This window comes from Bradyrhizobium pachyrhizi, from assembly GCF_029714545.1.
Lineage (GTDB): Bacteria > Pseudomonadota > Alphaproteobacteria > Rhizobiales > Xanthobacteraceae > Bradyrhizobium > Bradyrhizobium pachyrhizi.
This window is the reverse complement of record NZ_CP121667.1, coordinates 6215895-6228941: the sequence shown is the minus strand read 5'-3', so window position 1 is coordinate 6228941 and position 13047 is coordinate 6215895. Positions and strand designations below refer to the sequence as shown.

Genomic DNA, 13047 nt, shown 5'->3' with positions numbered 1-13047 from the left:
CGATTCACCCCGAGTGCGGTAGCTTGCCTGAAGCAAGCGAAAAGTTCGAGAGGGCCCAATGACGACTTACGCATTGATCGGCGCTGCCGGCTATATCGCGCCGCGGCATATGCGGGCGATGGCCGATACTGGCGGAAAGCTTGCGTTAGCCTACGATCCCAATGACTCCGTGGGAATCATGGATAGCCATTTTCCCGACGCGGAGTTCTTTACGGAATTCGAGTTGTTCGATCGTCACGTCGGTGCGTTGCAGCGCGATGGCAAGAAGATCGACTACATGACGATCTGCTCGCCGAACTACCTTCACGACGCGCATTGCCGATTTGCGCTTCGTTCCGGGGTCGATGCCATCTGCGAAAAGCCACTGGTTCTCAATCCCGGCGACATCGACGGGCTGGCGGCCATTGAGCGCGATACCGGCCGGCGCATCTCCACCATTCTGCAATTGCGCCTGCATCCGGCGATCATCGCCCTTCGGAATCGCTTCGCGAATTCACAGAAGCGTCACAAGGTCGAGCTCACCTACATCACATCGCGCGGGCGCTGGTATCACACCTCCTGGAAAGGCGCGGAGGAGAGATCTGGTGGCGTAGCTACTAATATCGGCGTGCACTTCTTCGATATGTTGAGCTTTGTGTTCGGGCCCGCCAGCCGCAACGAGGCGCACCTGCGTGCGGCGGAGAGGGCGGCGGGCTCACTGGAATGCGAGCGCGCCGATGTCAGTTGGTTCCTGTCTCTGGACCGCAACGACCTGCCGGAAAGTGTGAAAGGCAAGAAGACGACTTATCGCTCCATCACGGTCGACGGCGAGGAGGTCGAATTTTCCGAAGGCTTCACCGATCTGCACACGCGAAGCTATGAGGAAATCATCGCCGGCCGGGGATTCAGGTTGGACGAAGTTCGCCCCTCGATCGATATCGTTTCCACGTTTCGCAACGCGCCGATTGTTCGAAGCAATGGCGTTCACGCCTTTGCCCAGAAGGCGATGCACAAATGAACGAGATGCGCGAGGATCCGCGCTTTCCTGGCGCGCTGATCCATCAGTCGAGCTACGTCGACGACGGCGCCGTGCTCGGCCGCGGCACCAAGGTCTGGCATTTCTGCCATATTCTGTCGCGCACGGTGATCGGCGAGAATTGCTCGATCGGCCAGAACGTGATGATCGGCCCCAATGTCAGGATCGGAAACGGCTGCAAGATCCAGAACAACGTCTCGATCTATGACGGCGTCGAGCTTGCGGACGACGTGTTTTGCGGTCCGAGCTGCGTCTTCACGAATGTCAACAATCCGCGCGCCGACGTTTCGCGGAAAGATGAGTTTCGCAGGACGCCGATCGGGCGCGGCGTAAGCATCGGCGCCAATGCCACCATCGTCTGCGGGCATTCGTTGGGCGAATATTGCTTCATCGGAGCCGGTGCGGTGGTCACGAAGGACGTTCCGTCGTTCGCGCTGATGGCGGGCAATCCTGCCCGACGAATTGGCTGGATGAGTAGAGCAGGCGAGCGGCTGGGCAGCGATCTGGTCTGCCCACGCACTCATCGTCGTTATGAGCTTCATAATGAAGCGCTGGTGGAAGTCGAGGGTTGAAGAAAATGGACATTCGCGGAAAGAGGGTTGTCGTTATCGGGGGGGCCGGGCTGATTGGGTCGCATGCGGTCGATCAACTGACGCAGACTGATGTCGGCGAGATCGTCATCTACGATAATTTTGTACGCGGCACGCATGAAAACCTTGCGGGCGCTCTGCGCGATCCCCGCGTCAAGATTTTCGAGGCTGGCGGCGATATCACGCAGACCGATATCCTCGATGCGGCCCTGAAGGGAGCGGAGGGGGTGTTTCAGTTCGCTGCGCTTTGGCTGCTACAGTGTCACGAATTCCCGCGAACGGCCTTTGACGTCAACGTCAACGGAATGTTCAACGTCCTGGACGGATGTGTGCGCAACGGTGTCAAGCGGCTGGTCTGGTCATCTTCGGCGTCGGTGTATGGCGACGCCGTTGAGGAGCCGATGACGGAAGATCATCCTTTCAACAACAAGAATTTCTATGGTGCCACGAAGATCTGCGGCGAGGCGATGGCTCGCGCCTACCACTTCCGGTATGGCCTCGACTATGTCGGGCTTCGCTACATGAACGTGTACGGCCCGCGTCAGGATTATCGTGGCGCCTACATCGCAGTCATCATGAAGATGCTCGATGCCATCGATAAGGGAGAAGGGCCCACGATTCTCGGCGATGGATCGGAAGCCTTCGATTTCGTCGCGGTGGAGGATTGCGCGCGAGCCAATCTTTGCGCAATGGGTGCGAGTGCGACGGATCGCTTCTACAATGTCGGTACAGGGCAGCGGACCTCGCTGAAGCAGATTGCCGAAAAGCTCCTGAACCTCACCGGCTCCAATCAGCCGATCAACTATGCGCCGCGCAGCCAAGCCACGCTCGTGCGCAACCGGATCGGATCGCCGAAGCGGGCGCAGGAGGAAATCGGCTTCACCGCGTCGATCGACCTCGACGAAGGGCTGCGGCGACTGATCGACTGGCGCAGAAGCCATATCGATCAGGTCGATCAGCGTCGTGCCAAGGCTCAGATCTGAAAGGTTCAGATCTGAGCTTGCATCCGACATCATGGAATAGATCGGCCAAAATCACATGTGTGGCATAGCCGGAATTCTGCACCGCGACGGGCGGCCCGCTTCAATCACCACGTTGACGGCAATGACAGACATCATTGCCCATCGCGGGCCCGACGGCGAAGGCCATTACTGCAACGGTCCCGTTGGGCTCGGTCATCGTCGGCTGTCGATCATCGATCTGACAGACGCATCGCGGCAGCCGATGGAGATGCGCGACGGCCGATTTGTGCTGACCTACAATGGTGAGATCTACAACTTCAAGGAGTTGAAGGTCGAGCTTTCGGCCAGGGGCCACGTTTTCAACTCTTCCGGTGACAGCGAGGTGTTGCTGCATGCCTTCGCCGAGTGGGGCCTTGGAGCGCTTCTCAAGTTCAACGGTATGTTCGCTTTTGCGATTTGGGACAATCATGAGCGGAAGCTCACGTTGGCCCGGGATCGCTTCGGCGTAAAGCCGCTTTACTATGCCGAACTTGGGCAGACCTTCGTCTTCGCCTCCGAGCACAAGGCTTTTCGGGCATTTTCGGAGTACAAGCCGCGGGTCGACATCAGCGGATTGTCGGAATATCTGAGCTTTCAAAACTTCTTCGCGGAGCGAACACTCTTTACCGGCGTGAAGCTGCTGCCGGCCGGCTGCTATTTGCAGATTTCGCAGGGAAGCAGGACCGTCGAGCCGGTGCAATATTGGGATTTTCATTTCGAGGAACCCGAGTACGCGGTCGATGAGAATGAGGCGACCGACGAGCTCGATCGTCTGTTCAGGCAAGCGGTCAACCGGCAGCTTGTGAGCGATGTCGAGGTAGGGAGCTATCTTTCCGGCGGCATGGATTCCGGTTCAATCACGGCGCTTGCGTCGAGCCAACTGCCGTTCATGCGGACGTTTACCGTCGGCTTCGATCTCAACTCGGCCTCGGGTGTCGAACTTGGATACGACGAGCGGACGAAGGCCGAGCATATGTCGTACCTGTTCAAGACCGAGCACTACGAAATGGTCCTGAAGGCCGGCGACATGGAGCGTGCACTACCCCGGCTTGCATGGCATCTGGAAGAACCGCGCGTCGGCCAGTCCTATCCCAATTTCTACGCGGCGAAACTCGCTTCCAAATTTGGCAAGGTGGTCTTGACCGGGACCGGGGGAGACGAGCTCTTCGCCGGATACCCGTGGCGTTACTACCGTGCCGTCGTGAACGATGATTTTGATCATTATATCGAGAAGTATTTTGGATTCTGGCAGCGCATGGTTCCCAGCGGAACGATGCCGAGCCTGCTCGGACCTGTATGGAATGAGGCCAGGCAGACCTCGCCGATCGATATTTTCAGAGGCGTGTTCAAGGAGCACGCCTCCGAGCTGCGGCGGCCCGAGGACTACGTCAATCACTCGCTCTACTTCGAGGCCAAGACGTTTCTGAATGGCCTGCTTGTCGTCGAGGACAAGCTGGCCATGGCGCATGGGCTCGAGAGCAGGGTACCGTTTCTCGACAATGATCTTGTCGATTTCGCCATGAAGCTGCCTGCCAAGATGAAGCTCGGCAATCTGACCGAGGTCATCAGCCTGAATGAGAACGAGCCTGGCGGAAAGGCGCAGCGCTATTACGAGCGCACGAAGGACGGCAAGCTGATCTTGCGGAAGATGATGAGCCGGCATATTCCCGACGAAGTTGCGGAGCGCGAGAAGCAGGGCTTCTCCGCGCCGGATGCCAGCTGGTTCAAGGGCGAGAGCATCGAGTACGTCAAGCGGAGGCTCTTCAGCAACACTGCCCGCATCTACGACCTGGTCGACCGAAAGACCGTTCGCTCGTTGGTCGATGAACATCTGGAAGGGCGGGAAAACAGGCGGCTGCTGATCTGGTCCTTGCTCAATCTCGAGCAGATCATGGAAAGCAGCTTTTAGGCACGCACAGATGGGAGCGCGCTGAAGATGAACGGTCTCTTCCCGGCGGCAAGGTGGGTTCGGGTTGGCCTATCGCCATACCGCAACTCTCAGGCGTTATGGACTACGATCAATCAGATCACGCGATATCGCGAGCTGTTGCGCGAGATGGTCGATCGTGACCTGAGCGCTGCGCATGCCCGGCACGGGTTTGGCGCCTTGTGGGTTTTCATACACCCGCTCGTTGTCGTTGGAACGTACCTGCTCATCTTTGGCTTTGTCCTAGGCAGCAAGCTGTCAATCACCGCGGATTTTCCTGGCGATTACTCTGCCTACATCCTCGCCAGTCTGGTTCCGTGGCTGATGCTTCAGGCTGCGCTGGTGCGCGGGCCCGGAGCGCTGATCGGGAGTGCAAACCTCGTCAAGCAGGTCGTGTTTCCGATCGAGCTGCTCCCAATCGCGGCAACCATTGCCGCGACGATTCCTCATCTGCCGGCCCTCGGGCTCGTCATCCTCTATAAGGCTCATGTGGGTGGCCTCAGCTGGATGCTGCTGCTGCTGCCGGTCGTATTCGCCATCCACGCAATCCTGGCGATCGGATTGAGCTTCGCCCTGTCCGCAATCACCCCGTTCTTCCGCGATCTGCGCGAGATCGTTACGGTCTTCACCTCGATCGCGATGTATTTGATGCCGACAGTATACCTCCCCGACTGGATGCCGCGTGCCCTCCGTCCGCTGATCTATTCGAATCCTTTCAGTTACGTGGTCTGGGTCTACCAGGACGTTCTCTTCTTCGGTTCGTTCAGACATCCCTACGCCTGGGCGGTGACCGTCCTGTTCGCGCTGCTCAGTTTGGGGCTCGGATACCGCATGTTCGAAAAGCTGAAACCGTACTATGGCAATGCTCTCTGACGATCTGGAAGCCGGCGAACTGATTCCGCTTGCCGGGTCATCGGAGCCGCAGTGCGCCATTCGGGTCACCGATCTGGGCAAGGCCTATCGGCTCTATCAGCAGCCGTTGGATTTCCTGAAGGAGATCATCACCGGAAAGCCTCGGCACCACGAGCACTGGGCGATCCAAAATGTTTCCTTCGAAGTGTTGCGCGGACGCGTGGTCGGCATCATCGGGCCGAATGGAGCGGGCAAGAGCACCCTCCTGAAGATCATCGCCGGACTGCTGGACGCCTCGACCGGCCGGGTCGAAGTGGCGGGACGGTTGTCCGCGATCCTGGAATTGGGGACTGGTTTTCATCCGGATGTGTCGGGTCGCGACAACATCGTCCTTGGCGGCATGTGCTTGGGCATGACGCGAGCGGAAATCGAGGCGAAGGTTCCCTGGATCATTGATTTCAGCGAGCTTGCCGAGGTGATCGACCAGCCGTTCCGGACCTACTCGAGCGGCATGCAGGCGCGGCTCACGTTTGCCACGGCGATCAGCGTCGATCCCGAGATATTCATCGTCGATGAGGCGCTCGCGGCGGGCGATACCGCATTTGTCAACAAGTGCATGAAGCGAGTTCGTCAGATCTGCGAAAGCGGTGCCACCGTCCTGTTCGTTTCGCACTCGAGCGGGTTGATCAGTGAGCTGTGCGACGAGGCGATCTGGATCGATAAGGGGCGGGTGCTGATGCACGGAAACGCCCAGCGCGTCAGCAAGGCCTATGAGCAGAGCGTTTGGGATATCGAGGAAGCGCGCAATCTCAGGGAAACCAAGAAGCTGAGCCAGTCGGTCGAAAGCACGGCCGAAACCGGAAAATACGAGCTCGGCGGCGGCACCCTGCAAATCAGTTCCGTCGAGGTGATCGACATCGAAGGCAAGCCGATCGGTGTTGTCAGGAATGGGCAGCCGCTCCGTATCCGGGTGTCGTGGGCGGGCTTCTCCGAGCACAAGCAAATCTACGCAAGTTTGCGGATCGATACCGCGCGCCTTCAGGCGGTTACCGGAATTGAGGGGTACGACGGTGGCCTGTTCCTCGATGGGGACGATGGTCTGCCGGAACGCGGAAGCGTCATCTACGAAGTGCCCGAGCTCGCTCTTGGCGAAGGGCAATATTACATTTCTGCCGCTCTATGCCGGCACATGTTGCCCAAGGGGGCGGAAGCCATCCTGCACTATGTGGAGAAGGCGGCGCAGTTCTCGGTGTCGCGCAACTCTCTATGGCACTTCAACTATCTTTATGATCCGAAATTCACCTGCCGTATCGAGCGAAGCTGATGACGACGATGACAGATGGTGATTGGCAGGAAAAGCTCGAGGCGTTCTTCGAGCTTCGTGCACGGCAGATATCGGAGAAGCCAACGCTGGATGACCTCTGTTACGTCGCCGGCAGAAATCCGTTTCTCTGGACCGACGAGGACCTGCTTTCCGATCTCAAATCGCACATTTTGAGTCTGATGCAGCTCGACCAGAACAGCAAGGTTCTGGAGGTGGGATGCGCAGCTGGTCTTCTCGCGCTGCTCGTTGCGCCGAACGTGGGCAAGTATGTCGGCGTCGATCTGGCGGAGACCCCGCTCGGCGTTGCGCGACGGCTCGAGCTCCATAATGCCGACTTCCACCAGGCCACCGGGGAGAATTTGCAGTTCGGTGACCGCGAGTTTGACGCCGCCTTTTGCTATGATGTGTTCTCGAACTTTCCGAAGTTCCGGACCGGCGAACGGATCATTCGAGAGATGCTTCGGATCGTGCGCCCTGGCGGGCGCGTTCTCGTCGGCTCCGTGCCTGATCGGAGCAAACTTGAACAGTCTCAGCAGATCGCAGCTCAACTGGCGGCTGGATTCGGCGCACAGCTGGCGGCCCGGCCGCCGCTGGAAACCATGGTCAAGCAACGGAAGCTCAATTCCCTGGCCAAGGTTGCAACCTATCTTGGATTTTCCAAAGACGCGGTCACCGCGCAGGTCAAACCGGAAATCGTATCGTATGACTTCCTCAAGGAAGACTTCATCGATCTCGGAAAGCGACTTCGGGTCGAGACAGAGATTGTCGACATCCACCCGCGCAATCCCTATTTCGGCACGCGCTTCAACGTGATTTTTGTCGCCAAATGAAAATCGTCGGATTTCGCGACGTCGATCGTGGTCGCTGGAACTCGCTGGCGGCGTCTTCGCCCGAGGCCTGGTTGAACCATGATACCGCGTGGGTCTCGATCGAAGAGCGTTTCTTTGTCGACGCGAACCTGTCGTTTGCGCTGATCGACAACGACGAGATCGTCGGTATTCAGCCGTTGTACCTGAGCGATGGGACCGGTACGCCGTTTGGTGAGCGCCTTCTGCATTCGGGAATCCATCGTCATACCGGCTTGGCAACGAGCGGGCGGATCGACCGCGGCATCAGGAAAGCGCTTCGCACCGCGGCGATGGACGAGATATTTCGACTGGCCGAGCTGTACGACGTAGATCGGATCCAGCTCAACTCGCACAATCTCGCGCCGAGCAATCGTGCGGCCTCGCGTGAGGAAATTCCTTTTTGGGTGACAGATTTCGGATTCCAGTTGGGAGTTGCGTTCGGTCCAAATGGAATGAGCCCTTTCCCAGGTCTGTCGACGGTCAATGCCGATCAATTAGTCGATCTCGACCCGTCCGAAGACGATCTGTTTTCGAATTTGGACGAAGGGTGCCGGAGGGCAGTTCGGAAGGCGCTCAAGGCGGACCTCGCGTTCGAAGTCGCCACGGATCGATCGTCTTTGAAGGACTACCTGGAAATAGCCGAAGAGTCGGCCGTCCGGACGGGAGAGGCGCTGCCGCCGGTGTCTTACTACGAAGCGGTCTTTGACGGCTTTTTCGCGCAGGGCCGAGCGCATCTGCTCTTCGCACGCGAAGGAGCTGCGCGGCTAGCCGGATTGATTGTGCTCAGCGACAAGATGGCCGTGCATTTTATGGCCGGAGCTGCCCGATCTGATGCTCTGAAGCTTCGTCCCAACGATTTGCTGCATTGGAATGCGATGTTGTGGGCCAAGCGTGCCGGATTTCGAACGTACCGTCTGGGGCCGTGGTTTCCGGAAGTGCCGCGAGACTGGCCGATTTCGAAAGTATCGTACTTCAAGACGAAGTTCGGCTCGACGTCGCTGCCGATCATTCAGGGAAGCATGTTTCGTCGCCCGGAGAGATACCGTCGGGACCTGCTGGCGTTGGAAGAGAACCTCAGAGGCGTAGGCCATCGCGCCGCGGAGTCTTCTGTGTCCGCGCGTGCCGGCGGCGAATTTGTTGCCCACTTGCTGCGCATTTTCGGATTTGCTGGTGCTTCGGCGTCGCCGGACGGCAGGCCCTTGGTTCTGTATCGTCCTCAGAGCGAAGACGTGAGCCGAGCATCTGACGTTCTGGGTCGCGGCGGGTCCGTCGTTGCCGTCTTGCCGGCTGTTGGGTTTGCGAAGGCATTCACCGTCAGGTCGGAAGCAAGAGCCGTTGATTCTCCGCGGGTCCTGCAGGCCGAAATGGCGGGGCAGAAGCCGTGGAAAAGGCTACGGACACTTCACTCGTATATGCGGTTTGTGGCGGCGGGAGGCGTACCTGTCGTCACCGATGACGAGGGGCGGGTGGCCTGGCTCGGCCTGCGCACCTCCGCCGGCGGGTCGATAATATTCGCCGGCACCGATATCGTTTCGGACCTTGTCCGGTATCGCCAGGGCGATCCTGTGGCCGCCAGCAAGCGGCCTACGGATGCGATGTGGGGCTTTGCTGGTGAGCGGCCGAATTATCTCTTTGAAGGCCAGCTTGCCGGAGAGGCTCCGCGTGAGCGGCATGCCGACTGGTGGTGCGAAGTCCTGTCGGACGCGCTGACGCGCCAGTGTGGTGAGGCCAGGCTTCCGATGTTGCCGAATGGAGCGCCAGGTGCGATCGTCATCACGGGCGATGACGATCAAGCCGCGCTCGATCGGTATGCTGAGCAACTGGAAGCGCTCGGCCCGCTGCCGGTTACATATTTTCTTCATCCGCTGACCAAGCATACAGCGGAGACGTTGGCGCAACTCAAGTCGCGCGGGCGCGTCGAACTTGGCTTGCATCCCGATGCGCTCGAAGAGCCGCAAAAATATGCCGAGCTCTTCTCGGAACAGGCGGCCTGGTTCAAGCAGCTGACGGGAGAGGACACGCGGACCGTACGAAATCATGGATTTCTGAACGACGGCTATTGGGAGCATGCCAAGCCGTGGAATGCGCATGGCGTGAAGGGGAGCTCCAACCTGCCAGGGCTTGACGGTCGCATGCTCAACGGCTCGCTGTTGCCCGCAAGGCTCCTGCTCGACGACGCGCTTACTGATCACTGGAGTATCTTGACCGCCATCGGTGACGGGATCGTGTTCGTGCACGGCTGGAATGATGATCAATCGGCGGATTGCATTTTCGGACTTGCGGACGATATTCGGAAGAGCGGCGTCCCCGGGGTGATCGTCGTCAATCTGCATCCGGAGAATATCGACAAGACCCGCGGGATGCATCACGCCGTTCGCAAGGTCATCGACGACGGATTCGTTCCATGGACGATGAGCGAATGCCTCGCGTGGTTCGAGAACCGTCCCGAGCAGCGCCAACCTGGCGTGCGGCCGGCTTTCTCCTGGGCGCGGCTTTTGGGCCGACGGAGCAGCTGAGTATGCGCTTCGGCGTTCTGTCCGACGCTCACGGAAATATCGAGGCCTTCGAGCTGGCGCTGGCCATCTTGGCGGACGCGAAAGCCGAAGTGATCTACTTCCTGGGGGACGCAGTTGGATACATCCCGGAAAAGGGAGTTGTCAGCGCACTTCAGGCCGCCGGCATCCCGGTCGTGAGGGGAAATCACGATGACATGCTCGTCCGGCAGACGACGGCTGCGGACCGCGAGGCGATCTATCGTCATCGCGAGACGTATGCGCTGCTGAGCAACGAGGAGCGCGACTTTGTCGGGAGCTGGCCGTCGAAATTGACCATCCGCGATGAGCGTGGAACGATCCTGTTCGTTCATGGCAGCCCAAAGAGCCCGTTGGAAGGCTACGTATATCCGGACAGCAGCTTGTCGGACCTAGCGGAGATCGACGCTGATGTCGTCTTCATGGGACACACGCATCATCCCTTCGTCCGGCGGCATGCGGACAAGCTCTTCGTCAATGTCGGGAGTTGCGGCCTTCCGCGAGGAAGTGACCTTCGGGGATCGGTCTGCGTCTTCGATCCGCTCGAGCGGGCCGCAGAGATCGTCCGGTTCGATATCTCGGGACCCTGCCGTCGAGTCTTGTCGCGCTACCCGCTTGCGCCCCCGGTCGCGTCCCTGCTTGAGAGGTGCGCCGATTTCAAAGCGAATGAGGTGCAATCTTGAAGAGTAGACGTGCGAAAGTTCTGCTGACGGGAATCGGCGGAGGCGGTCACGGCGAACAGATACTCAAGGCTCTCCGGTTGGGCGAGCTCGAGTACAACATCGTGGGCACGGACGTGAGCGATCTGTGTGCCAACCGGAACCTCGTCAACAAATTCGTGCAATTGCCGCGGGCGAGCCACCCCGCTTACCTGGATGAGCTTCGTTCGCTGGCCCTGTCGGAAAAATGTGTTGCCGTCTTTCACGGCTCCGAACCCGAGATGGCCGTTCTGAGCCGGGCGCGAGCCGCGCTCGAGGCTGACGGCTTGTACGTGCCTGTCAATCCACCGGAGGTTCTTGAGATTTGTCAGGACAAGACGAAGACAATGGCTCACCTGGCCTCGTGCGGGTTGTCGGCGCCGAGCTTCATGGAAGTGCGCGCGCTGTCGGATCTCGACCAATGGGAGACGTTGCCGGCAATCCTCAAGCCGTCGGTCGGCGGCGGCGGGTCGGCGAATGTTTTCATCGTTCAATCGCGCGAAGAGCTGCTCGCCTTCTCGCGCTACCTGCTTGCGACCTCTGAAGCCTTCATCATCCAGGAATACATCGGGACCTCGGACGATGAATATACGGTCGGCGTGCTGTTCGGTACGGATGGCGCCTTTCTCAATTCGATTGCCATCAGGCGGGTCATCAACAACGCCCTGACGATCCGTACCCAGGTCCCCAACCGGTCCGGCCGTGCCGATCTCGGATCGCGGCTTGTGATATCGACCGGCATTTCTCAGGGACATGTTGCCGACTGGCCTGACGTGCGAAACGCGTGCGAGAAAATTGCCGGGTCCCTTTCGCCAAGAGCTCCGATAAACGTGCAGTGTCGTGTCGTGAACGGTGCCGTCGTTCCGTTTGAGATCAATCCCCGATTTTCGGGAACGACCTCGCTGAGGGCAATGGCTGGATACAACGAGCCGGACATTCTCATTCGAAGAGATGTCTATGGCGAGAACATCCCGGTGCGGTTTCCATATAGGGAACTGACGATCTTGCGGGGCTTGCAAGAGCATCCGGTTGGCTAAGTATCGTTCTGAAATCGACAGGCGGCAGCGGATCAACAAGGAGTAGGGCTTATGAAAGCGCAATGTCCGGTATGCGGATCGACGCAGCTAGGTGATATCTATCCGTCCTTCTCCGGGACCTGCATCACATCCGACATGATGGTGCTTCGAGAGGCATCCTTGGACAATCGGCTGTGCAAGGAATGCGGTCTCATATTCAACGCTGGCGGGACGAGGGGACGGGCCGAAGCCTTCTACAAGGACAGCTACAATCTGATGATGAAGAGCCCGGACGCGGCAATCCAGAGCTTCTCGGGTCCGGCTCCTATCTCTCAAGCGGAGCGCACGCACCAGATCCTGAGGGAAATGACCAGTCTGCCGACCGATGGATCGGTGCTGGAGATAGGTGCCGGAAAGGGCGATTTCCTGGGACATTTTCTCGAAGAATCTCACGGCTGGCGCGCGGCGGCGTTCGAGCCGAGCTCGGCATTCGACGTGCTGCAGCAGAGATTTCCATCCGCTTTGCTTCGACGCTGCGACTACAAGGATTTCGACGCCGAGGCGGCGAGCTTCGATCTGATCGTCGCCTTGGGCGTCCTGGAGCATGTCGAGAATCCGCTCGACATGTTGAAGTGGGCGCACCGGCACCTCAAGGAGGCGGGCCTCTTCTACATTCGCGTTCCCAACTTTGCGAAGAATCCGAACGATCTGTTTTGCGCAGACCACCTTTCGAAGCTCACCCTGCATTCATTGGAATCGCTCTCCCGCACCGCTGGATTTGATGTGGTGTCCTCGAAAGAGGCAGGGGTGCCGATCTTTGTTCTGCTGAGAAAGATTGGTGCTCCGAAGCCGCATGCTGTGAACGTGGCAGAGCTCAATCTGCACACAGTCGACCAGAATGCTACGGTGGCCAAGAGCGCGATGGATGCGATCGATCGGTGTCGCAAGGCAGCCGATGCTTCCGGCGAGCCGTTCGCCATTTTCGGCCTGGGGTCGTCGGGTTTGTTTGCGCCGTTCTACCTTGGCTTCGACGCCGGGAAGATCGCGGCTTATCTGGATGAAAATCGTTCCACGTGGGGAAGCGGCTTGAACGGACGTCCAGTGGGCGGTCTCGACAAGATCAAGGAATTGGGGATTCGGCACGTGGCGTTGGCGATTAGCCCGGTCTATTTCGATCAAGTGAAGGCGAAGCTGGCACCGTACGGCGTGGAAGTGTATTCGGCCTGAGGTCAGGTCAAAGACCTG

The 13047-nt window shown here is 59.0% G+C and carries 11 protein-coding genes; all 11 read left to right on the top strand.

The genetic code is table 11. The annotated features are described in order from the left end of the window. The first annotated feature begins 58 nt into the window (after positions 1–58). The 11 genes from QA639_RS29555 (at position 59) to QA639_RS29505 (ending at position 13029) form a co-directional block, all read left to right on the top strand. On the top strand, positions 59–997 hold the full coding sequence (locus QA639_RS29555) for a Gfo/Idh/MocA family oxidoreductase (RefSeq protein WP_157343032.1): 939 nt from the start codon (positions 59–61) through the stop codon (positions 995–997). Further along, a complete protein-coding gene (locus QA639_RS29550; RefSeq protein ID WP_157343033.1) occupies positions 994–1587 on the top strand; it encodes an acyltransferase in 594 nt (197 codons plus the stop codon). The genes QA639_RS29555 and QA639_RS29550 overlap by 4 nt, the downstream gene beginning before the upstream one ends. 5 nt (positions 1588–1592) lie before the next feature. Further along, the gene (locus tag QA639_RS29545) at positions 1593–2588 is read left to right on the top strand and encodes an NAD-dependent epimerase/dehydratase family protein (RefSeq protein WP_157343323.1); all 996 of its coding nucleotides are present in this window, start codon (positions 1593–1595) and stop codon (positions 2586–2588) included. A gap of 55 nt (positions 2589–2643) precedes the next feature. Then, positions 2644–4515: an asparagine synthase (glutamine-hydrolyzing) gene (gene asnB, locus QA639_RS29540; RefSeq protein ID WP_157343034.1), complete on the top strand. Its 1872-nt coding sequence runs from the start codon at positions 2644–2646 to the stop codon at positions 4513–4515. 27 nt (positions 4516–4542) lie between these two features. Further along, positions 4543–5406, top strand: coding sequence for an ABC transporter permease (locus QA639_RS29535; RefSeq protein ID WP_157343035.1), 864 nt, complete (start codon positions 4543–4545; stop codon positions 5404–5406). Next, positions 5390–6709, top strand: coding sequence for an ABC transporter ATP-binding protein (locus tag QA639_RS29530; protein WP_157343036.1), 1320 nt, complete (start codon positions 5390–5392; stop codon positions 6707–6709). Before QA639_RS29535 ends, QA639_RS29530 begins: the two co-directional genes overlap by 17 nt. Continuing rightward, complete coding sequence (locus QA639_RS29525) at positions 6709–7539, top strand: class I SAM-dependent methyltransferase (protein ID WP_157343037.1); 831 nt, start codon at positions 6709–6711, stop codon at positions 7537–7539. The genes QA639_RS29530 and QA639_RS29525 overlap by 1 nt, the downstream gene beginning before the upstream one ends. After that, on the top strand, positions 7536–10073 hold the full coding sequence (locus QA639_RS29520; RefSeq protein WP_157343038.1) for a GNAT family N-acetyltransferase: 2538 nt from the start codon (positions 7536–7538) through the stop codon (positions 10071–10073). The genes QA639_RS29525 and QA639_RS29520 overlap by 4 nt, the downstream gene beginning before the upstream one ends. Positions 10074–10075: 2 nt before the next feature. Beyond that, a complete protein-coding gene (locus QA639_RS29515; RefSeq protein WP_157343039.1) occupies positions 10076–10771 on the top strand; it encodes a metallophosphoesterase family protein in 696 nt (231 codons plus the stop codon). After that, the gene (locus QA639_RS29510; RefSeq protein WP_157343040.1) at positions 10768–11823 is read left to right on the top strand and encodes an ATP-grasp domain-containing protein; all 1056 of its coding nucleotides are present in this window, start codon (positions 10768–10770) and stop codon (positions 11821–11823) included. The genes QA639_RS29515 and QA639_RS29510 overlap by 4 nt, the downstream gene beginning before the upstream one ends. Positions 11824–11982: 159 nt before the next feature. Next, the gene (locus QA639_RS29505; RefSeq protein ID WP_283087869.1) at positions 11983–13029 is read left to right on the top strand and encodes a class I SAM-dependent methyltransferase; all 1047 of its coding nucleotides are present in this window, start codon (positions 11983–11985) and stop codon (positions 13027–13029) included. Positions 13030–13047 lie beyond the last annotated feature (18 nt).

Coding starts and splice junctions, on each gene's coding strand:
- QA639_RS29545 (WP_157343323.1), top strand. CDS start 1,593: ATGGACATTCGCGGAAAGAGGGTTGTCGTTATCGGGGGGGCCGGGCTG.
- QA639_RS29530 (WP_157343036.1), top strand. CDS start 5,390: ATGGCAATGCTCTCTGACGATCTGGAAGCCGGCGAACTGATTCCGCTT.
- QA639_RS29555 (WP_157343032.1), top strand. CDS start 59: ATGACGACTTACGCATTGATCGGCGCTGCCGGCTATATCGCGCCGCGG.
- QA639_RS29515 (WP_157343039.1), top strand. CDS start 10,076: ATGCGCTTCGGCGTTCTGTCCGACGCTCACGGAAATATCGAGGCCTTC.
- asnB (WP_157343034.1), top strand. CDS start 2,644: ATGTGTGGCATAGCCGGAATTCTGCACCGCGACGGGCGGCCCGCTTCA.
- QA639_RS29520 (WP_157343038.1), top strand. CDS start 7,536: ATGAAAATCGTCGGATTTCGCGACGTCGATCGTGGTCGCTGGAACTCG.
- QA639_RS29535 (WP_157343035.1), top strand. CDS start 4,543: ATGAACGGTCTCTTCCCGGCGGCAAGGTGGGTTCGGGTTGGCCTATCG.
- QA639_RS29550 (WP_157343033.1), top strand. CDS start 994: ATGAACGAGATGCGCGAGGATCCGCGCTTTCCTGGCGCGCTGATCCAT.
- QA639_RS29525 (WP_157343037.1), top strand. CDS start 6,709: ATGACGACGATGACAGATGGTGATTGGCAGGAAAAGCTCGAGGCGTTC.